The 19,144-nt window shown below is 69.9% G+C and carries 18 protein-coding genes; 10 read left to right on the top strand and 8 right to left on the bottom strand.

The features are described from left to right. Position 1 precedes the first annotated feature (1 nt). From KSK32_RS20810 to KSK32_RS20800, 3 genes are all read right to left on the bottom strand, one after another. Entirely contained in the window at positions 2-2,725 is a 2,724-nt protein-coding gene (locus KSK32_RS20810; RefSeq protein WP_216932702.1) for an FtsX-like permease family protein, read from the bottom strand. Next, on the bottom strand, positions 2,722-5,907 hold the full coding sequence (locus KSK32_RS20805) for an FtsX-like permease family protein (RefSeq protein ID WP_216932701.1): 3,186 nt from the start codon (positions 5,905-5,907) through the stop codon (positions 2,722-2,724). The genes KSK32_RS20810 and KSK32_RS20805 overlap by 4 nt, the downstream gene beginning before the upstream one ends. A gap of 752 nt (positions 5,908-6,659) precedes the next feature. Further along, positions 6,660-6,929, bottom strand: a complete 270-nt coding sequence (locus KSK32_RS20800) for a hypothetical protein (protein WP_216932700.1) — start codon at positions 6,927-6,929, stop codon at positions 6,660-6,662. Between the two features lie 620 nt (positions 6,930-7,549). On the opposite strand from KSK32_RS20800, the gene KSK32_RS20795 reads away from it, so the two are divergent. Beyond that, entirely contained in the window at positions 7,550-8,338 is a 789-nt protein-coding gene (locus KSK32_RS20795) for a helix-turn-helix domain-containing protein (protein WP_216932699.1), read from the top strand. A 392-nt stretch (positions 8,339-8,730) separates the two neighbouring features. On the opposite strand, the gene KSK32_RS20790 is transcribed toward KSK32_RS20795, so the two are convergent. The 3 genes from KSK32_RS20790 to KSK32_RS20780 form a co-directional block, all read right to left on the bottom strand. Next, entirely contained in the window at positions 8,731-11,115 is a 2,385-nt protein-coding gene (locus KSK32_RS20790; RefSeq protein WP_216932698.1) for a hypothetical protein, read from the bottom strand. Positions 11,116-11,534: 419 nt separating this feature from the next. Then, on the bottom strand, positions 11,535-11,717 hold the full coding sequence (locus KSK32_RS20785; protein ID WP_216936262.1) for a DUF397 domain-containing protein: 183 nt from the start codon (positions 11,715-11,717) through the stop codon (positions 11,535-11,537). Between the two features lie 4 nt (positions 11,718-11,721). Further along, positions 11,722-12,603, bottom strand: coding sequence for a helix-turn-helix transcriptional regulator (locus KSK32_RS20780; protein ID WP_216932697.1), 882 nt, complete (start codon positions 12,601-12,603; stop codon positions 11,722-11,724). Between the two features lie 202 nt (positions 12,604-12,805). On the opposite strand from KSK32_RS20780, the gene KSK32_RS20775 reads away from it, so the two are divergent. Genes KSK32_RS20775 through KSK32_RS20760 form a run of 4 tightly spaced genes read left to right on the top strand, consistent with a single transcriptional unit; the run spans position 12,806 to position 13,951 of the window. Next, complete coding sequence (locus KSK32_RS20775) at positions 12,806-13,060, top strand: hypothetical protein (RefSeq protein ID WP_216932696.1); 255 nt, start codon at positions 12,806-12,808, stop codon at positions 13,058-13,060. After that, positions 13,057-13,320 (top strand): DivIVA domain-containing protein, encoded by a 264-nt coding sequence (locus KSK32_RS20770; protein ID WP_216932695.1) that lies wholly within the window; start codon positions 13,057-13,059, stop codon positions 13,318-13,320. Before KSK32_RS20775 ends, KSK32_RS20770 begins: the two co-directional genes overlap by 4 nt. Then, positions 13,317-13,562, top strand: coding sequence for a hypothetical protein (locus KSK32_RS20765; protein WP_254187135.1), 246 nt, complete (start codon positions 13,317-13,319; stop codon positions 13,560-13,562). Before KSK32_RS20770 ends, KSK32_RS20765 begins: the two co-directional genes overlap by 4 nt. Before the next feature lie 56 nt (positions 13,563-13,618). Then, positions 13,619-13,951, top strand: a complete 333-nt coding sequence (locus KSK32_RS20760) for a hypothetical protein (protein WP_216932693.1) — start codon at positions 13,619-13,621, stop codon at positions 13,949-13,951. 16 nt (positions 13,952-13,967) lie between these two features. Here the strand turns inward: KSK32_RS20760 and ligD are convergent, their stop codons facing one another. Then, positions 13,968-14,993 (bottom strand): non-homologous end-joining DNA ligase, encoded by a 1,026-nt coding sequence (gene ligD / locus KSK32_RS20755; RefSeq protein WP_216932692.1) that lies wholly within the window; start codon positions 14,991-14,993, stop codon positions 13,968-13,970. Positions 14,994-15,040: 47 nt separating this feature from the next. Between ligD and msrB the strand changes: the two genes are divergently transcribed. Then, positions 15,041-15,451, top strand: a complete 411-nt coding sequence (gene msrB / locus KSK32_RS20750) for a peptide-methionine (R)-S-oxide reductase MsrB (protein ID WP_216932691.1) — start codon at positions 15,041-15,043, stop codon at positions 15,449-15,451. Positions 15,452-15,459: 8 nt separating this feature from the next. Here the strand turns inward: msrB and KSK32_RS20745 are convergent, their stop codons facing one another. Further along, on the bottom strand, positions 15,460-15,735 hold the full coding sequence (locus KSK32_RS20745; RefSeq protein ID WP_013284827.1) for an isoamylase early set domain-containing protein: 276 nt from the start codon (positions 15,733-15,735) through the stop codon (positions 15,460-15,462). Between the two features lie 155 nt (positions 15,736-15,890). Between KSK32_RS20745 and KSK32_RS20740 the strand changes: the two genes are divergently transcribed. From KSK32_RS20740 to KSK32_RS20725, 4 genes are all read left to right on the top strand, one after another. After that, positions 15,891-16,151, top strand: a complete 261-nt coding sequence (locus tag KSK32_RS20740; RefSeq protein ID WP_013284826.1) for a hypothetical protein — start codon at positions 15,891-15,893, stop codon at positions 16,149-16,151. A 56-nt stretch (positions 16,152-16,207) separates the two neighbouring features. After that, the gene (locus KSK32_RS20735; RefSeq protein WP_216932690.1) at positions 16,208-16,888 is read left to right on the top strand and encodes a hypothetical protein; all 681 of its coding nucleotides are present in this window, start codon (positions 16,208-16,210) and stop codon (positions 16,886-16,888) included. Between the two features lie 127 nt (positions 16,889-17,015). Further along, positions 17,016-18,530 (top strand): hypothetical protein, encoded by a 1,515-nt coding sequence (locus tag KSK32_RS20730; RefSeq protein ID WP_254187133.1) that lies wholly within the window; start codon positions 17,016-17,018, stop codon positions 18,528-18,530. A gap of 88 nt (positions 18,531-18,618) precedes the next feature. Continuing rightward, positions 18,619-19,062, top strand: coding sequence for a GNAT family N-acetyltransferase (locus tag KSK32_RS20725; protein ID WP_216932689.1), 444 nt, complete (start codon positions 18,619-18,621; stop codon positions 19,060-19,062). Positions 19,063-19,144: the final 82 nt, after the last annotated feature.

Here is a 19,144-nt window from a genome sequence, read left to right as displayed (position 1 = left end):
GTCAGCTCTCCTCTCCGAGCCGCAGCACCTCACCGAGGCGCAACCGGCGGTTGTTCACGGCTTCCACGGTGATCGCGAAGCCGAGGGCCAGCATGGCCAGGACCGACACCCCGGCCACCAGGCCGGGTTCGAAACCGGGGCGTACGTCCACGCCCCCGGTGAAGGCGGGCAGGCCGAGCACCGGCGTGAGCAGCAGCGGCAGCAACGCGCCGACCACCGCTCCGGTGAGCACCGACACCAGCACCAGCGGTGTCAGCTCCACCATCAGCAGTCCGCGCCACTGCCGGCGGGACAGGCCCATGGTGCGCAGCCGGGACAGCACCTGCCCGCGCGAGCGGGCCCCGGCGAGCACCGCGAGCGCGAGCCCGAGCAGCCCCAGCGCGGCACCGCCCCCCGCGCCGAGCACAAAGCCGAACACCAGCAGGCCGTTCACGCCGGTGCCGCCCAGGTCGGCGCGCACCGCCGAACGGGTCGTCACCTCCGGCGCGCGGGCCTTGTCCCCGGCGTCGACCCCGCCGATGCGCAGGTACCGCCGCTGCCCGTCCCGCGCCACCCGGTCCACCTCGGCCGCGTCCACACCGGACCCGGCGAGCACGAAACCGGTGGGCGCGAGCTGGTGCGGGGCGTCGGCCGGCAACGCCGGCCACGGCAGCACCACGAATCGGCGTACGCCCTCGCCCACGAGCGCGAAGTCGTCGACTGTGGCGGCGGTCCGCACCGGCAGCCGGTTGCCCTGCACGTCCAGCCAGGCGGGCCGGTCACCCTGCGCGTCGGCGAGCCCGGCGTCGGCCAGTTCCCCGGCCACCGCCGGGGACACCAGCGCCGGCAGCGGCGTGCTCCCGTCGGCGCGGGCCCGCAACGGGCCGGGCACGCTCACCGGTACGCCCGCCTGCCGTGCCACGTCGGCGAACCGCTCGCCGTCCACGAGCACCACGCGCATCTCGGTGATCGGGGCGGGGCGGCCGGCCCGGTCGGCGTACGGGCGTTCGGCCGGAATGGTCAGCACCGGCGCGACTGCGCGTACCCCGGGCAGCGCGGCCAACTGGTCCGCCGTGTCCGGCGTGAAGCGCTCCCCGCGTACCAGCAGGTCACCCGGCACGGCCTGGGCGGCGGCGGTGTCCCGGCCGGTCTCGATGCCGGTCGCCACCACGCCGCAGAACGCGGCGGTGGCGACGGCCAGCACCACGACGACCAGCGGCCCGGTGCTCGCGGCCCGGCCCGCACGGGCGGTGCCGAGAAACGCGACGCTGCCGCGCGCCCGGGCGGCGAGGCGGCTGACCAGCCGCAACGGCCAGGGGTACGCGCGCAGCGCCAGCAGCGCCGCCGCGATCGACAGCAGCACCGGCACGGAGACCAGCAGCGGGTCCACCGAACCGGCGGTGAGCCCGCGGCGGCGCAGCAGGAACGCGCCGAGCACGGCGAGCCCGAGCACTACCACCTCGACGGTGAGCCGGACGGCGGGCGACCGGCCGCCCAGGTCGGAGCGGCCACCGGCGCGGCGGCCGGCCGCGAGCGCGGCGAGCGGCGGCAGCAGCGTGGCCAGGAGCCCGGCGATCAGCACCCAGCGCCACGACGCCCCGGAGCCGGGCAGCAACCCGCCGAGCAGCCAGCCGACCCCGGCCGCGGCCGGCAGTACCAGCAGCGACTCGGCCAGGCCGCGGCGCAGCACCGCGCCGGTCGAGCCGCCGCGCGCCCGGATCAGGTGGAACTCGGCGCGGCGGCGGCGCGCGGCCAGCCGGGCGGCCAGCAGCGTCAGCCCGGCCAGCGTGGCGAGCAGCCCGGCCGCGATGACCGCGAGCAGGGTCTGCGCGGCGGCCAGCGAGTCGGCGAAGCGCCGCAGCGGGATGTCCACGCCCTGGCTGAGCGTCGCCGCGGCGGGACGGCTGCGATCCAGCCCGTCGAGACCGGCGATCAGCTCGTCGAGCCGGCGCGCTTCGAGCCGTTCCGGGGCGACCCGGTACCGCCAGCCGAAGCTCACCGGCCAGCCGGTCGCGACGGCGTCGTCGACCCCGCCGGCGGCGGTGTAGGCGACGCCCACGAACGGTTCGCCGTCGCCCTCCGGCGGGGTGAGCTTCAGCATCGACGGCAGTGTGTCCCAGGCTCCGTCGGCCGCGTCGTTCGGCCGCCACACGCCGACCAGTTCGACCGGGCGGGACTTCAGCACGTTGTCGTCCTGGTCGAGGATCAGGAGCTGGAACCGGTCGCCGGTCTGCACGCCGAGCGTGCCGGCGATCGTCTCGGCGAGCGTCACCTCGATCGCGCCGGCCCGGGTGGTCCCGCTCTCCGGCCACCGCCCGCCGACCAGGGTGGCCGCCTCCTCGAGGCCGGTACCGGTGCGCAGGTGGACGTCGATGAGCCCCTTCTCGGGGGCCAGCGTCGGGCCGCGCAGCCGTCCGGCCACCGTCTGGGCGACGTACCAGCGCTGGCCGATGTTGTCCCGGACGACGCCGGGCATCGCATCTTCGATCCGCGTCAGCTCGGCCGCCTGATCGGTCACCGCGGTCCTGGTCGACGGCGGGAACACGGTCGGCGCGGTGCTGTACCTGAGGTCGCGGCGGGCCACCGGCTGCCCGGCGACGTACTCGGTGAGCCCCTGCCCGGTCAGCCGGTCGGCGACCCGCGGCACCCCGGTGATCAGCAGCGCGGTCACCAGGGTCAGGACGGCGAGCAGCAGGAACTGCCCCCCGTATGCGCGGACCCGGCGCGCGGCACCAGGAAGGCTCATCGTTCTCCTCCGATCCGGAGCTGCACGGCGGCGACCCGCTGGCGGATGCCGGTGGTGATGAGAGCGGCGAAGGCGAGCGCGGCGAGCAGCAGCCCGGCGGCTGTCGTCCCGATCGGCACCCACGGGACGGTGAAGGCCGCCTCGGGCACCGGCCGTCCGGCGGCCGGGGTGAGGATCACCAGCGGCACCATGGTGGCCGCGACGAGGGCGCCGACGAGCAACCCGACGCCGACGCCGATCGCGGCCAGGAACGTCTGCTCGGCGAGGTACGCGCGGGCCAGCAGCCGGGTGTTCGCGCCGAGCGTGTTGAGCACGGCCAGTTCGGTGAGCCGGCGCCGGGTGGTGGCCCAGACGTCGACCGCCAGGCCGACCAGGGCCAGCAGCACCGAGCCGAGCGCGGCGGCCAGCAGGCCGGTGCGCGCACCCTGCCAGTACGGATCCTCGGCCGCCTCCGCGGCCACCGCCCGCCGGTCCAGCAGGACAGTGCCGCCGGTCGAGGCGAGCGCATCGGCTGCGGCGGTGTGCCCGCCGGGGGTGGTGTCCAGCCACCATTCGGCGACCGGCCGGACGCCGCCGCTGCGTTCCAGCAGCTGCGTGGTGGCGGTGGGCAGGTCCAGCAGCACGCCGTCGCCGGTGGTGCCGGGGATCGCGGCGACCTGGCCGGCCACCGTGACCTCCAGGGTCACCTCGGCGACGGACAGCTTGACGGTGTCACCGGTCTGCACGCTCAGCGCGGCGGCGACCCCCGGCGTGATCAGCACCGGCACCGGCCGATCCTCGGTCCGGGGCACCACGGCGAACCGGGACGAGGGTGTGCTGGCGAACTGCAACAGCCCTTCGGGCACATCGAAGCTCTGCGTCGCGTCCACCCGGGTGGGGGTCGCCCGCGCGTCCCGGCGCGGGCCGCTGCCCGGGTCGATCACCCGCCAGGCCCCCTCCACCGGCACCGGCAGGGCCGCTCCGGAGGCGTCGGTGAGCCGCAACTCGTCCAGCAGCAGCCGGTAGGAGCTGCCGGTCGCGTCGCCGCCGTCGGCCTCGAAGCCGGCCAGGCGCAGCGGGACGCCGCCGGTGTCCGGCAGCGGCACGGAGAAGCGCACCGGCCGTCCCTCGCCGCCGGCCTCGGCCAGCCGGACCCGCCAGGTGGCCCCCGCGTCGGTGGTGAGCAGCGCGGTCACCACCACCCGGGGCGTGTCGAACATGCTCTCGACCGGCGTACGGACGGTGCCCGACAGCGTCTTCGCCCCGGCGGGCAGGACACCGCCGACCGGCGCGGCCCGGCCCTCGGCGAGCCGGTCCAGCAGGGCCCCGGTGGACGCGCCGCTGTCGGCGTCGTCCAGCCGGATCATGCCTTTCGCGGCGGCGGCGTCCACCGCCACCACCGTCGCCTGCCGGGCCTCGCGGCCCAGGCGCGCGTCGTCGCGCCAGGCGGGCAGCACCCGGTCCAGGCCGGGCACGGCGGCGAGCGCGGCGGCCCGGTCGGCCGGGGCGGCGCCGTTGCGCTCGATCAGCCGCAGGTCCGCACCGACCGTGTGCTGGGCCTGGTCGCGCTGCGAGCGTTCCCAGGAGGCGACCAGCGACCAGGCGAGCGTGCTGCCGCCGACGGCGAGCGCGAGCAGCAGCACCGGCCCGGCGTGCGGGCGGCGGCCCGCCTGCCACATGCCGAACATGGTGGCGTTCCACGTCCGCCGGTCGACGAAGCGTTCCGCGATCCGGGTGGTCGGGGGCAGCAGCCGCAGCGCGATCACCGCACCGGCCAGCACGCCGATGGTGGGCGCGGCGGCGAGCAGCGGGTCGATGCCGAGGCTGCCGTTCGCGCCGGCCAGCGGCGAGGAGTACTGCCGCAGCTGGGTCCAGGCGAGCACGGCGAGCGCCACCAGCGCCACGTCCACGCTCGCCTGCTGCACCGCCGCCCCGCGCGAGGGGCGGGACCGGGCGGCCATGTCCGCGACGTACGTGCCGGCCCGGCGCATCGCCGGCAGCACCATGGCGAGCAGGCAGCCCACCGCCGCGCCGACCGCGACCGCCCACACCCGGGCGAGGTCGCCGCCGGCCAGCCCCAGGTCCGCGCCCAGGTAGTGGATCGCCTGCCCGGTCAGCGCCGGGGCCAGCAGCAGCGCCGGCGCCACCACGAGCGTCGCCTCGCGTACGGCCAGCCCGGCGATCTGCCCCCGGGCGGCGCCCCGGGCCCGTAGCAGCGCGGTCTGCGCCCGCCGGTCCTCGTTGAGCAGCGCGGCCACCAGCACCAGCGCGTACCCGCCGAGCACCACGATCAGCAGCAGCGGGGTGAGCAGCGCGGACCGGCCCACCAGGTCGGCCCGGCTGAGCCGGTCGACGAGCCGGTCCAGGTGGCTGACCTGCTGGGTGGAGGAGCCCAGGCCGGTGGCCTCGGGCAGCTTCCCGGTGATCTCGTCCAGCGCCGTGGTCACGGCGGGCAGCCGGGCCGGTTCGACCGCCACCAGGTCGGGGTCGACCACCCAGGCCGCCGAGGTGGAGCCCGGGAAGGTGCGGGCGAAGTCGGCCGGGTCGAGCGCGAACGGCCCGTACGAGGTGATCTCCGCGTCGCCCTGGCTCTCCCCCACCCCGGGGGCGAGACGCCAGTACGCCTCGGACGCGTCCCGTGGGCGCCACGTGCCGACGACCGCCACGGTGCCGGCGCGTTCCGCGCCCCGGTCGTACAGCGGCACCCGCTCCCCGACCTCCAGGCTGAGCTGCGCGGCCACCTTCTCCGGCACCGTCACCTGCAACGGGTTGCTGCCGGGCACCGGCCACGCCCCGGCGGCCAGTTCGGCGTGCGCCGGAAGGTCGTCGAGCGTGGCCAGGTTGGCGAACATCGGGTCGTCGTCGGTACGGGCGGCGCCCACGTCACCGGTCAGCTCCCGCCCGATCCCGGAGCGGGTCGCGGCCACGGTGACCGGGGCGCCGCCGAGCCCGTTCGCGAACTGGTCCCGTACCGCCCGGTCCCGCTCGGCGAACGCGGCGGCATCGGCGCCACCGGAGCCGCTGATAAGCAGGCTGCGCTCCTCGGCCGGGGCGGCGTCGAGCACGGCGCGGGCGCCCGCGGAGACCGCCCGGCGGTTGTAGTCGGAGAGCCCGGTGACGAGCGCGACCGCGACGAGTGCCGCGACAGCGGCGGCGAGCAGCAGCCCACGGGCCTCCGTCGCCCGCCTCCACACCAGCTTCATCCGACGTCCTCCCCTGGCCCCGGCGGGCCGATGCCGAGAGAGAGCAGTGACGCCTGGCAAAAGGTTCGCGCCCGTTACATGATCGTTATCGGTCCCTCGACAACCCCGGAACCGGGAGGCACCACGTCGTGACCGTTGGCTACTCGGAAAACCCCTCGCAAGAAGCCGTAGGCTGACTCCGCGCGGCCACGAAAGACGCGCATGTCTGATCTTGACGAGATCCCCCGAGGATGCCGCCGGGAGGCCGGACTTCGCAAGGCGTCGAAGGCGCTGCTGAATCTCGATCAGGAGATCAGTGGTCGAAGCGCACGGTGTCCATGACTGCGGCTGTAACGATCTCGCGCGGGTGCTGGACACGGCCGCACCCAACCTGGAAATCGCCCGTAAGGACCTGTTTCAGGGCGCCTACTTCTCGGGGGATTCGCCAAGACTTTCCTGACGAGTACGGCGTGGCCGCGCCTCCGCTGAGGTGCCCGAGCCAGCAGCACCGCGCGGCCTTCTGCACCGGCTAGATGCCCCCACGTGCGCGGGGAGGACCGCGGTCTCGAGTCCGGCAGCCTCGCCATCACCGGAGCACCCCAGGTGCCCAGGGAGGACCGACGAGCCGTACTACGCCGAAGGACTGAACGGACGCCCAGCAGAGCAGGCCGCCTGCGATGTGTCCATCATGAGCGCAAGGCCGGCAGCCTGCGCGTTGAACACGAAACGGGGCGGCCGGTACACCAAGAACACCAGCCACCCCGTCCCTTGAACTAGCTAGACCACTCCGCGTAGTTCAAACCACAGCCCAGGCATCGGGGATCGTCCTCGTCCAACGGCGGCCAGTTGTGCTCACAGCGCTCCGGGTCGCTCTGGAAGAAGACCTCCTTGCTGAACTCAGCCCAGATTTCGTTGTACTCGTCGGCGGCCCGACCCCAGAGGTACACCGGGTCCGCGACTGCGTTCAGGTTGGCGTTGGAAGGCTCGGCCGACGAGGCCAGCAACGCGGCGTCCGGCGAACCTTCGGATCGATAGGTGGACATGTCGAAGTTCCCTTCCGCCCGTCCACCTAGATCCGACAGCTGTACGTGCGATCCCTGGTCAGCCACCTGAAGGTGGCACAGGATGCGCGTACTGTTGTACGGTGTTGCACACATGCAACAAGGTGCGCTGCGGCGCACGGACGTGAACCGCAGCCACCAAGTGCATGTGCGCCCGGATGGACGGGCTGCTGAGCCCAACAGGATCAACTTTTCTCAGGAGCGGTCCTGCGGGTTCGGATTTTGTTGGCGATGGCGCAGTGGTGAGCAAGCTTACTGCTGCGCCATCGCGCTTCTTCTAGGGGCTTGCGCTAGCATTGCCCCGTTGATCATGCAATGGCGACCGCCCGGACGGGTCGACGTGCCACACGCCAACCACATACCTGGTGCAACGGTCACCCATCCTGGAGCCCGCTAGCTCCAGGGCGTTCCTGGTGGGAGCACCGCCGTGAAACCACCCCCCCTGAACTCGACATTCGGCCCCCCAGGGACCAGATCGACTGATCATCCCACCCATCGCGCGCGCTCTGCAACTCCCCTTCGCGTGGCTGCGGAACGGGGTCCGGAGGTTCCTGCGCGTTTCCTGCGTTGATCCACTACATCCGACCGGTTACTGTGTCAAGGTGACACAACAACCCCACGGATCCGCCGGATACGATACGGACAGTTTCGCCGAGATCGCTCCCCGTAGTCGCGGCCTGCATTCAGACCGAATTGCTTCGTGGGCCGCAGAGACGAACCAAACTATCGCTACACAGATTCGCAACTGGCGGAATGTGCGCGGCCTTAGCGCCCAACAGCTATCCGAGCGTTGCGCATCCATTGGCTACCCGATCCCTCGAAATATCATTGCCAACATTGAAACTGGCAGGCGAGGCAGCATTACGGTGCCGGAGGTAATCATTATCGCAATGGCATTGAACGTGCCGCCCATTCTCTTGATCTACCCGGTCGGTAAGGAACTTGCGGTACGCACTTCACCTCGACAAGACTGCGGCACCTTTTACGCCGCCAGATGGTTCATGGGGGATACGCGACCCACACCCGACATGGCTGGGCTTGATGAGCCCGATGACTACAAGAGTGCAGTCCTGGAGTGGGAATCAGCGCGCGACATAGTCCAGACTTACCAGCGTCATGGAACATTAGTACGGCGCTACAGATACGTTCGGGAAGATGTCATGGCACAATTGACGCGAATAGCAGACCCAGCAGCCGCCGATGAAGAGCCAGAAGTCCGCAGGATACATAAACGCCGCACGGATGTCCTTGTCAGTAACCTATCACGAGCAGGCGAAGCTTTGAGGAATCACCGCACCCTGATGAAAAAGCTGAGCCTTGCCCTACCAGCACTGCCACCAGACATCGAGCTCACGGATGACCCGGATGCCTACGAGGCAGATTCCTCTTGACACTCAAGCTCATCCGATAGCTCTCGTATAACCAATTCCCAATCATCCATCTGTGATGCCGAAAGGCGCGTGGTGGCCCGTCGACCATGAAGTAGGTCGCATAGCTGCTTATATACCGCAACGGCCCGCCAAACAATGAGCACCCGCCGAATTCGCCTGTCATCGTCAAGGCCTGGCTCCCCGATGGACAAGAAGAGTCGACTCGATGCACTGGTGATATCGGGTTGACCCGCAATGACCGTGGACGGCAGTGAAGCCACGATCTGCTCAATCTGCACTCGAAGCACAAGTGCCCTTAGTAGACACTTGTCATGGATCGGGGAAGGCCATGCCTCGTAGGCCGAGGCAAGGTCGGCCACTGCCGCCACAGGCCAGCGCGCATCCGCCACTACTCAGCCCTCAACACTCGCGATGATTTGCAGCATCTGCCTGGTTTGCTTGACCCACTGCTTGCGCCTTCCGCCGCCTGCGGCCTTCGGCATTCGACCGTGGGCGGCTGAACTGAGCGTGTCAATCACCCACTTAAATTGCTGTAGATCCACCGGCGGCGCACCCAACTCAGAAAGAATACTATTAAGGAGACCTAGTTGTTTACGCGTGTTATTCGCCTTGTCCCGAGCAGCTGCGATCCGGTCCCCCGCCCAACCCGCACGCCGTCCGAGGACTTCCACCCACTCTCCAATTTCGGTGTCGAGCGCTTGCCGACACATCGTCAGGGCAAGGATCGTTCGTGCGGCCTCCGAGCCTACTGGTCGCTTCTCCTCGGTAGCGAGCACCCTTTCCAACTCTTCAATGAAGCCCATGCCCGGTGAGGTGACATCAACTACTTGGACAGTCGATGCAGGATCAGATAGACGGGCGAGCCGAAGATGCCGCGTGTGCTTTCCAAGCGCCCGCAATTCATGCCACAAGCGCTCATCATGCGTCAGCACTACAATCTGAAAGTTCTCCGAAAGCGCTACGAGTGCCCGCGCGAGGTACTGCACGCGCTCGCTGTCGAATGCATGGATCGGGTCGTCTAGCACCAGGAATCGGAAAGGGCTTTCCATCTGAGTTGCTCGGGGCAGATATGTCGCAAGTGCCAGCGCGTTCCGTTGGCCGGTACTCAACACCTTAGGAGCGTCGGGACCGGGAGAAACGCTCGTCCCTCCTACGGCGAGAGAGATACTGACCTTGCCGGCTTGACGCGTGCCGCCGGCAAGCTTCAGCTCAGTCACGTCGAGATCGCCATCTCGGTTCAGCTCCTTCCAGTATTCAGTGACCTTTTTGGCGATTGGTTTGAAGAGGCTCGCACGAGTGTCTTTGATCCAAAGTTCAACCGCCTTGCCGAGCTTGTCCGCAGCGGTACCACGCACGCAGGCGTGACGCTGCCGTTCCACGGAGTCAAGCCATTGCTCGATCTGCCGTTCCCCCAGCGCCGTGCCACTGATCGTGCTCTCGTACTCCGAGACGATCTTGCCCCGCACGTCCGCGTACCACTCGCCAACCTGCTCCGCCTCCTCGAAAAGTTCGGTAAGAACTTCTCTCGAAGCTGCGTGCACCTTGAGCCCTGATACCCGACTGGATAGCTGCTCCCAGCGATCAATGAACTCCGCATCATCCGGAAACATGCGTCGCAGCAGCTCGCGAGTCTCTGCGGGGAGTGGTTCCGGGAAGGCCGTCGAAAGGAGCCGTTGCCACTGCTCGTCAGCCGCATGCTCTGCCGTGTTCAGTGCCTTTAGCTCGTTGGCCAGGCGCTCCGCCACGGCACGAGCCGTTGCGAGCCACCCCACCCCGGTTGTGCCACACACGGGGCAGACATCGTTGACCCGGAGATGCTCAAGGTGCTCGCCCTCGCTTCGGACGAGCTTCTCTAGTGCCTCCCGAGCCGCGTCCGCCCCTGGCACCACTGCCGCCCGTGCCTCGTGCACCGCCTTGAGCGCATCCTTGAGCCGTTCGGCAGCTTCTCTATCGACGGCCCAGATACGAGCCAGGTTCGGTCGGCGTACAGCCCGGGGCAAGGCGGCGGACAGTGCCCTGATCTCGGCCGCTTGCTCCGAGGAGGGAAGAGGCCCGCTCTCCTGCACCAGGCCCACTAGTGATTCAGCCCCAGACAGCTTGGCAACCATCCCCAAAGCCACGCTGTGCTCACGCTCAACCACCCCCTTGGCAGTACGACCTTCAGTCCGCACGCCATCAACGAGCTTCAGGAGTTCCATCAGGACGTCGAGTGGCAAGCCCCCCTTGAGAAAGTCATGCAAGCGGTCAGGCTTCTCGATGACCGGCGCGATCTCCGGATACAGCAGGACCGGACTGAACTGTGCGTAGGCCGTTTTCCAGCCCTCGGGGAGGGGTCCTGCGGTACCGTCCGGCTGCTGCCACCGCGCCGCGCCGACCCCGCTGCAACTGATCTTGACATCGTGCTGCCCATTCGTGACGGCTGCTTGGATCAACCGGTCTTCATAGTGGAGGTTCGCCTCGGCAAGCTCGTACTTGCGGGCAACTCGATCACTTAGAAGGTGGCGAAGCGCATCCGCAGCGCTGGTCTTGCCAGTGCCGTTTGGCGCTGATATCACCACGATGCCGGGCTTGGGTGGAAGCTTCAGAGCAAGTGGGGTTTCCCCAATACCGACATGCCCCTGCACCTCAAGGCTGCGAAGAAACCAGGGTCCGGGCAGCTCACCCGAGCCGCTAGCTCTATTGCTTGAGCTGTACTCCTCGACTAGCTCCTGCAGAAGAGCCCGGGGCCCTTCGTCAAGATCTTCCCCTGCTGCCTCGACATCACTCCACGACAGCACGACCCGAGGTTCCCTGTTCCTCGCCACGAAGCCCCTTCCGTCAACTTCCGCCCCAGTAGGGGCTTCACTGGACAATCAAGATCGATTACTTGTGTTGATCAGATCGAGCGCGTAATGGTTTGAATACGCTACCGGACACACACCTAAAGGTGGTTCTTTGGAGAGGCTTCAGCGAGTCGTGCTCGCGTTCCGGCAAGGACTAGCCGCCTCGACCCCTTCTCCCAAGATCACGAACGTCTGACTTAGCTCCGGCTGACGCACACGTGCCCGATGGTCGGCGGCCCGCCTCACGTGGGTGTGCTCCGCAGCCGTGCCTAACGCTGCTGCCTTACCGCTTCCGATCGCTCGGCCGGGGCGGGCCAACGGCGGGCGGGTCTGGTGCCAGACAACTCGGCACCAGACCCGCCCGCGCATCAAGTTCAGACCAGGTCTTTCAGCCGTCCCCCGCGAACCGCCCCGACGAATCGGGTCCAGGCCCTCGGGTCGAAGCTCAACGCCGGCCCCTGCCGATCCTTGGTGTCCCGCACATCGACCGAATTGGCGAAACCGGCCACCTCGACACAGTTGCCCTCACCACCGGACCGGGACGACTTGCGCCACACCCCGTCACGTCCCATCGGTCATCTCCTTCGCGATCGTCGTCATCAGCTCACGAGACCCGTCGGCGTCGAGCGCTCGCTCACCGAGCGAGCGCCAGGCGTCCTCGTGAGTCTGGATCTCGTGGGCTCTGTCAAGGTAGGCGGCACCGCACGGGCCGTCCATATAGATGGTGGTCGGCTCCGGCTCACGCACTTCGGTCGGGAAGTCGAGCATCGTGAAGGTTCCAGCCGACGCCCAGCGGTAGAGACCAGCGCTGAGTGGGAGCACCCGGATACGGATGTTGTGCTGTTGGCTCGCCACCACCAGGGCATCGATTTGCCTACCCATCGCCGACAGATCGCGCAGCGGTCGACGTAGCACCGCCTCATTCAGGATCACGTCTAGGTAGGGAGCCCGAGGCACCGCACGCACCAGCAGCCGCTGCCGCCGCAGTCGAACCTCGGCCTTGGCCTGCCGCTCGTGCTCACTCAACTGCGGGCTGTCGGTGGCGATGACCTCGGTCATGTACTCGACCGTTTGCAACAGGCCTGGCACCAGATTCGTTTCGTAGTGGCGGATCTTAGTCGCTGCGGCCTCCAGGCCCACGTACAGCTTGAACCAGTCCTTGATTGCCTCCCCGTAGCTGTGCCACCAACCGTGCGCCTTGGTTTCCCGGGCCAGAGAGCGCATGGTTTCGATGGTTTCTCGCGACGCGCCGTAAACGCGGCACATGGCTTCCACGTCGTTCGGGTGCATCGGCACCTGACCCGTTTCGTAACGCCAGATCCGGGGCGCCGACCATTCGAGTTCCTTGGCCGCCGCGGTCACCGTGACGTGCGCGCCTTCGCGAAGTTCTCTCAGATATCTGCCGAGCTGCCTACGCGGGACGGTGCTTCCCGAGTCGTCCACGTCATCTCCTTTGGTGTTGTCGCGTAAGGCACCTCATCCCTTGGTCTGCATTCTGCCGCGAAAGATTGTCTCGGGCCAGAGGTGAATTGACCATTGTGGTGCCCGCCGGGGACGCGGCGGGTTCGCGGGGACGGATGCCTTTCCCCGAAACCTCATCCCGGCATCCGTCCCCGCACCTGGCGCCGATCCACAAAGGAGAGTCATGGACTCGATCGATCGCATCCTGGGCGACATTCCGCTTCCGCCCTACGTCACCGCCGAGGATGTCATCTTCGCGGTCCGGGCGATCACCGTGCACGCCCCCGAGCAGTGGCCCGAGGGTCCGCGCTGCCGCAACGACCGGGCACCCCACCCGTGCCGGCTGCACCGCTGGGGCCGACGGGTGCTCGACCTGCGCGGGCTCACCGACCGGCAGGTCCACACCCTCGTCGCCGAGCAGACGGCGCCCGTGCGGTGATCTACGTGACCGGGGAACGCCTGCTCCCGCACCAGGTCCGCGCCGCCTTCTTCGACCGGCGCTGGCGCGGCCTCGACCCGGCCCAGGTACGCGACCACCTCGACCGGGTGGCCGACGAACTCGAACGTCTGAGCTGTGAGCTGGTCACCACGCGGACCGAGGCCGAGCGCGTCCGCCAGGCGCTGCGGCAGTGGCAGTCCCAGCATCGCGCCTGCCGTCTCCGTGACCCGGACGCCCCGCCGGGCGGGTGGCCACGATGACCGAGCAACGCTGGATCATTCACCTGCCCACCACGCTGACCAGCGCCGACGAGGCAGCCGCCCTCGCGGTGACGCTGCGCGAGTCGCTCGGCCATGTCACTGTCATCGACTTCGGCGAGACCACGCTGAGCGAGGAGGACAGCCAGTTCGTGCGTACCCGGGTCTGGTGCGACGCCCGGCTCAGCGGTGCCGGCCGCCGATGCGGCCACCGCAACGACCACGGCGGTCCGTGCGGCGGGTGACCCGGCGCCCGCGCGCTGGGTCTTTCGGAATGACGTGCCGTCGGTAGCATCCGGGGATGGGCAGGTTCCTTGCACTCTTCAACGGCGCCGCTGACGAGGCCGGCAAGGCCGACCTCACCGAACAGCAGCAGACCGACTTCATGAACGCCTGGGCGGTATGGGCGCAGGCCAACGAGAACACCCTCGTCGACCCCGGCGCTCCGCTGTACGCGAAAAAGCTGGTCACGACGCGGGGCGTCGAGGACATCACGGACAACCTGATCGCCTACGCGATCGTGGAGGCGGACTCTCACGACGAGGCGGTCCGGATCTTCTCCGGGCACCCACACCTGGGGCTGTTCGCCGGGAACTCGATCGCCGTGCTGGAGTGCCCGCCTCCGCCCGCCTGACCGCTGCTGGGCGGCGTCAGGGGCGCGGGCGGTCGCGGTCCTTGGACGGCTGGACCCGCTTCGGCTCGCCCGGCATCTTCGGGTATTCCGGCGGGTACGGCATGTCGCCCAGCCCGTCGGCGGCGTCCCGCTCGGCCCACTCCAGCAGCGGTGTGATGTCCCACGGGGCGTCGTCGATGCCGGCGTGCGGGTCGCCGCGCTCGGCGAACCGGGCGGGCACCGTCCCGAGGTGGAAGTCGTCCGGGTCGGCCTCCGGCAGTTCGTCCCAGTCGACCGGGGTGGAGACGGTGGCGCGGGCGTTGGCGCGCAGCGAGTACGCGCAGGCGATGGTGCGGTCCCGCGCCATCTGGTTGAAGTCGACGGAGACCCGCCGGCCCCGCTCCTCCTTCCACCAGGCGGTGGTCACCAGCTCGGGGCGGCGGCGTTCCAGCTCGCGGGCCAGCGCGATGGTGGCGCGGCGGACCTCCACGAACGTCCAGCGCGGCTGGATGCGCAGGTAGACGTGCACGCCCCGGCCGCCGGAGGTCTTCGGCCAGCCGGGCACGCCCAGCTCGTCGAGCAGCCCGCGCAGCTCACCGGCGGCGGTCACCGCGTCGGCGAAGTCGGTGCCGGGCTGCGGATCGAGGTCGACGCGCAGCTCGTCCGGGCGGTCGGTGTCGGCCGCGCGTACCGGCCACGGATGGAACACGACGGTGCCCATCTGCGCCGCCCAGGCCACGTGCGCCAGGTCGGCCGGGCACAGCTCGTCGGCCTTGCGCCCGCTCGGGAACGCGATCTGCGCGGTGCGGACCCACGGGGGCACGCCCCGCTGCGGCACCCGCTTCTGGAAGAACATCTCGCCCTCGATGCCCTCGGGAAAGCGCTGAAGCGTCGTGGGCCGGTCGCGCAGGGCGCGCATGATCCCGTCGCCGACTGCGAGGTAGTAGCGGAAGACATCCGCCTTGGTGAAGCCGCGCTGGGGAAAGATCACCCGATCGGGGCTGCTCAGCCGCACCGTGTGCCCGGCTACCTCGATCTCCTCGACCGCGCCCTTGCCCGCCATCACGCGACCATATGCGATGCCACCGACACCCGACGTACCGTGGAACGGTGAGTCTTTCCGACAGCGAACTGCCCCGTACCGAGGACGAATGGCGCGTCCGGCTGAGCCCCGAGGAGTTCCGGGTGCTCCGCGAGGCCGGCACCGAGGCGCCCTGGACCGGCGAGTACGTCGACACCAAGACCCCCGGCGTCTACCACTGCCGGGCCTGCGGGCTGGAACTGTTCCGCAGCCAGGACAAGTTCGACTCGCACTGCGGCTGGCCGAGCTTCGACGACGCCATCCCGGGCGCGGTCAAGGAGATCCCGGACAACACGCTCGGGATGCGGCGCGTAGAGATCCGCTGCGCGCGTTGCGACAGCCACCTCGGGCACGTCTTCGAGGGCGAGGGCTTCACCCCGAAGGACACCCGGCACTGCGTCAACTCGATCTCGGTGCGGCTGGAGCCCAGCGCCGGCTGACGGCGGCGTCACAGCCGCAGCAGGCCGCCGGCCTCGTCCACCTGGTCGGCGGCCTCGTCGTCCAGCCAGACCCCGCCCGTGGCGAGGTAGCGGAAGCGGTACTCCCCCGGCTTCAGCCGGACCGTCACGGTACGGGTGCCGTCGCGGCGCGGCACCAGTTCGTGCCGGCCGGGCTCCCAGCCGTTGAAGCAGCCGACCACGCTGACCGTGCCGGCCGGGGTGTCCCGGGGCAGCGAGAACGTCACCCGGGTCTGGTTGCCGAAGAGCTTGTTGCGCTTGATCACGAATCCTCCGGGGATTTTCGGCGGTCACAGGAGTCAACGCGCGACACGCCGGGAGCGACTCGCCGTGGGGCCGGATCAGGTTCGCCGGTTCCGGTTGCTCGAAGGTGTCGTCTGCGCGACTCTCGGATGACAGGTCCGTTTTCGGGGGGTTTCGTATGGCTGCCTGCGAGGTTTGCGGTAACGACTACTGGATGGCGTTCGAGGTGCGCACCGTCGACGGGTCGCGGCACACGTTCGACTGCTTCGAGTGCGCGGTGCACAAGATGGCGCCGATCTGCGAGCACTGCCAGATCAAGATCGTCGGGCACGGCGTCGAGGTCTCCGGCCGCTTCTTCTGCTGCGCCCACTGCGCCCGCGCCGTCGAGGGTGAGCAGGGCGCCGAGGTACGCGACGCGGTCGGCGCCCGCCCCGCCTGACGGCGGCGCGATCTCGGGGGCACCACCGGCGTCGATCTCCGTCTAGCATCCCTCCGGTGTCCCGACGCTTGATCATCGCGGCGACCCTGGCCGCCGTCCTCGCCGGCTGTGGCTCCGCCACCGGGCCCGGCGCCGCCACCGCCCCCGCGCCGACCCTCGTCGCGCCCTCACCCACCGACGGCGGCGCCGCCGCCGCGGCGCTGCGCGACCGGTACGCCGCGACCGGCAGCCTGGCCGGGCTGGCCGAGACGCCCGAGCACGCGAGCGAGCGGCTCGACTCCGACGGTGTGGCCTGCGGTCGTCCACTGCCCCTGCTCGACCGGCGGCTGGCCGTGTCCACCCGGGTCTTCGTCACGCCGGAGGGCACCCCGGCAGGCGAGTTCGTCGAGATCGCCCAGGAGACCGTGGTCTACCCGGACGAGACGGCCGCCGCGGACGCGGTGCGGCAGATCTTCGGCGTGCTGGAGGCGTGCGAACGCGACGAGGAGGACGGCCAGGTGACCACCGGGCACACCGCCGGGGACCTGCCCGCCGGGCTGGGCGTGCCGGGCCGGGTGGTGTCGGCGACCATGACGGTTCCCGACGGCACCCGCTTCCCGCACCGCTACGGCTGCCTGCACCGGGGGCGGGTGACCCAGTGCGTGGCGATCTGGACCCGCTCGGCGGCGGACGCCGGCACCTGGTTCACGCGCGCCGTCAGCGCCACCGCCGCCGGGCTCCGCACGTCGAAGGGCTGAACCGGCGCACCGGACCGCGCCGGCCCGGCACCCCGCTCGGCACGGCACCCGGTCGCGGTGCCGGCACACGTCGAGAGATAGGGAGACACCGGATTCGGCGGCGCGCCGGACGGCCTAGCTTCGGCGCATGACCAGACGTGGCAACGTGACGGAGCGTGGCGGCGGCAACCGCACACCTGGTGGGACGCGAGGGAGGTTCGGCGGCGTCGCGGCACTGACGTGTCTCGTGGTGCTGACCGCCGGATGCGGCCTGGTCCGGTCCGGCGGCTCCGAGGCGGCCGGAAGCCGGTACGGGTACGGCCCGGAGCGGGACGCGTCAGTGGTCTATCAGCCGGATGTCGTGCTCGTGTCCGGGGGCAGCGGTGCCATCCGTTCGGTGAGTGGGGACGGGTTCACCTATGTGATCGACGGCGACGCCGAGGGTGTTTCCGACCTCGTACCCGGAAAGATCATGTTCGCGACGAGCGAGGCGCTCGGCCGGGTGGTGCGGATCGAGCCGGTGGGCGGCGACCGGGCGGTGACCCTGGCACCCGTGGAGCTGACCGACGTGGTGCGGGACGGCCACTTCACGATCGACCAGGCACTGGACGTCGAGTCACAGACGTTCGGGGAGTTGCCCGATCTGCTCGGGGAGGTCGTCGACGAGGGCCCCGCGACGCCGGTCCTGCCTGATCCCGCGGAGGCGGCGGGCCTGGGCGTGAACGCCATCGGGGCGTCCGGGATCCGGCTCGTCGCCCCGCCTGTCGTCCTCGGCCCGGCGCGCGGGCCGGGGCCCGGGGAGGCCGGCCGCGTCCAGCGGAACATCGGCGACTGGGGCGTGACGGCGTACAAGGACAGCACGAAGCTGGGACTGACCGCCCAGCACTCGACGGCCGCCGCCGGCCTCAAGGTCGACTTCGACATCCAGCTGCTGGTCCGGAACCTTCGCGTCCAGGGTGACATCCGGGTCACCAACGGCGTCGTCCCGCACCCGTCGTTCCGCGTCGACGGGGTCGAGGGTCTCGCCGTCACCGTCGCCGCGGGCGCGGCGGGAGGGCTGAGCGACAACAAGAAGGCGAAGGTCGAGTTTCCCATCGAGATCAAGCAACCGATCGTCATCGGCGGCTTCCCCGCGGTGCTGAAGCAGACGTTCAAGTTCCTCGTGTCGACGGCGTTCTCGGCGAAGAACGGCAACCTGTCGGCCACCGGCCAGTGGGGGCTCCACGGGCCGATCGGCTACGTCAACTCGTCGTTCCTGACGCCCACCTTCTCGGTCGAGAAGAGCATCGTGCAGTCCATCCGCGGTGTGTCGATCGGCGTCGAGGGAATAGTCGTGGCCGCGGAGTTCCGGTTCGGGTTCATGATCGGCCTGCCGGTCGCGGGCGCCGGGGCCTTCGTCGGTGTCGTGGCCTCGATCGGACTCACAAACGGCTCGGCGGCCGGCCGGGTGGGGCTGCCGCTCGCCGGACCCGCCGTCAAGTGCCGGGGCTCGACACTGGTCCTGACGGTACGGGCCGGTGAGGGCCTCAGCGTGTCGGAGCCACTGGCCAAGGCGATCGAGACGGTGCTGAAGGTTCCGATCCCGAACGAGGTGGACTTCCTCAAGAAGGACATCGTCAACCGGACGGTCGTCGAACCGGACGTGCCGCTGTGCCGCGGCTGAGGTGACCGGGCGCCGGCGGCGCGCCGAGCCGACGGGCCGTGCCGGGGGGAGCACAGCCGGCCGGAGACGCGCCGCCTAACCTGGGCCGATGCCCGTCGAGTCCCACCTGGCCGGCTTCGCCGACCTGGACGCCCGCACCTTCCACGACCTGCTCCGGCTGCGCATCGACGTGTTCGTCGTCGAGCAGTCCTGCCCGTACCCGGAACTGGACGGCCGGGACGTCGAACCCGGCACCCGCCACCTGTGGCTGAGCAGCGACGGCGCCGTGGTCGCGTACCTGCGGATCCTGGCCGACCCCGGCGGCGTGGCACGGATCGGGCGGGTGGTGGTGGCGCCGGCCGCCCGCGGCGCGGGCCTGGCCGGCGCGCTGATGACCGAGGCGCTCGCGGTGGTGGGTGACCGGCCGTGCGTGCTCGACGCGCAGACGCACCTGGTCGGCTTCTATTCGGGCTTCGGCTTCACGGAGAGCGGACCCGGCTACGTCGAGGACGGCATCCCGCACACCCCGATGCGCCGCGACCCAACTCATTGACGTTTGTCGCTTTTTATGACAGCGTGCGGGCGGAGCCGCCACGCGGGAGAGGGCAACTCCCGACGGTCCGGGCGTCGTGCAC

The organism is Micromonospora sp. WMMB482 (genome assembly GCF_019038635.1).
Taxonomy (GTDB): domain Bacteria; phylum Actinomycetota; class Actinomycetes; order Mycobacteriales; family Micromonosporaceae; genus Micromonospora; species Micromonospora marina.
This window is presented reverse-complemented; position numbering and strand designations above follow the sequence as displayed.

Excerpts from the sequence above, each read along its gene's own strand:
- KSK32_RS20740 (WP_013284826.1), top strand. The coding sequence starts at position 15,891 with ATGGCTGCCTGCGAGGTTTGCGGTAACGACTACTGGATGGCGTTCGAG.
- KSK32_RS20805 (WP_216932701.1), bottom strand. The coding sequence starts at position 5,907 with ATGAAGCTGGTGTGGAGGCGGGCGACGGAGGCCCGTGGGCTGCTGCTC.
- KSK32_RS20765 (WP_254187135.1), top strand. The coding sequence starts at position 13,317 with ATGACCGAGCAACGCTGGATCATTCACCTGCCCACCACGCTGACCAGC.
- KSK32_RS20725 (WP_216932689.1), top strand. The coding sequence starts at position 18,619 with ATGCCCGTCGAGTCCCACCTGGCCGGCTTCGCCGACCTGGACGCCCGC.
- KSK32_RS20775 (WP_216932696.1), top strand. The coding sequence starts at position 12,806 with ATGGACTCGATCGATCGCATCCTGGGCGACATTCCGCTTCCGCCCTAC.
- KSK32_RS20800 (WP_216932700.1), bottom strand. The coding sequence starts at position 6,929 with ATGTCCACCTATCGATCCGAAGGTTCGCCGGACGCCGCGTTGCTGGCC.
- KSK32_RS20760 (WP_216932693.1), top strand. The coding sequence starts at position 13,619 with ATGGGCAGGTTCCTTGCACTCTTCAACGGCGCCGCTGACGAGGCCGGC.
- KSK32_RS20730 (WP_254187133.1), top strand. The coding sequence starts at position 17,016 with ATGACCAGACGTGGCAACGTGACGGAGCGTGGCGGCGGCAACCGCACA.
- KSK32_RS20810 (WP_216932702.1), bottom strand. The coding sequence starts at position 2,725 with ATGAGCCTTCCTGGTGCCGCGCGCCGGGTCCGCGCATACGGGGGGCAG.
- ligD (WP_216932692.1), bottom strand. The coding sequence starts at position 14,993 with ATGGCGGGCAAGGGCGCGGTCGAGGAGATCGAGGTAGCCGGGCACACG.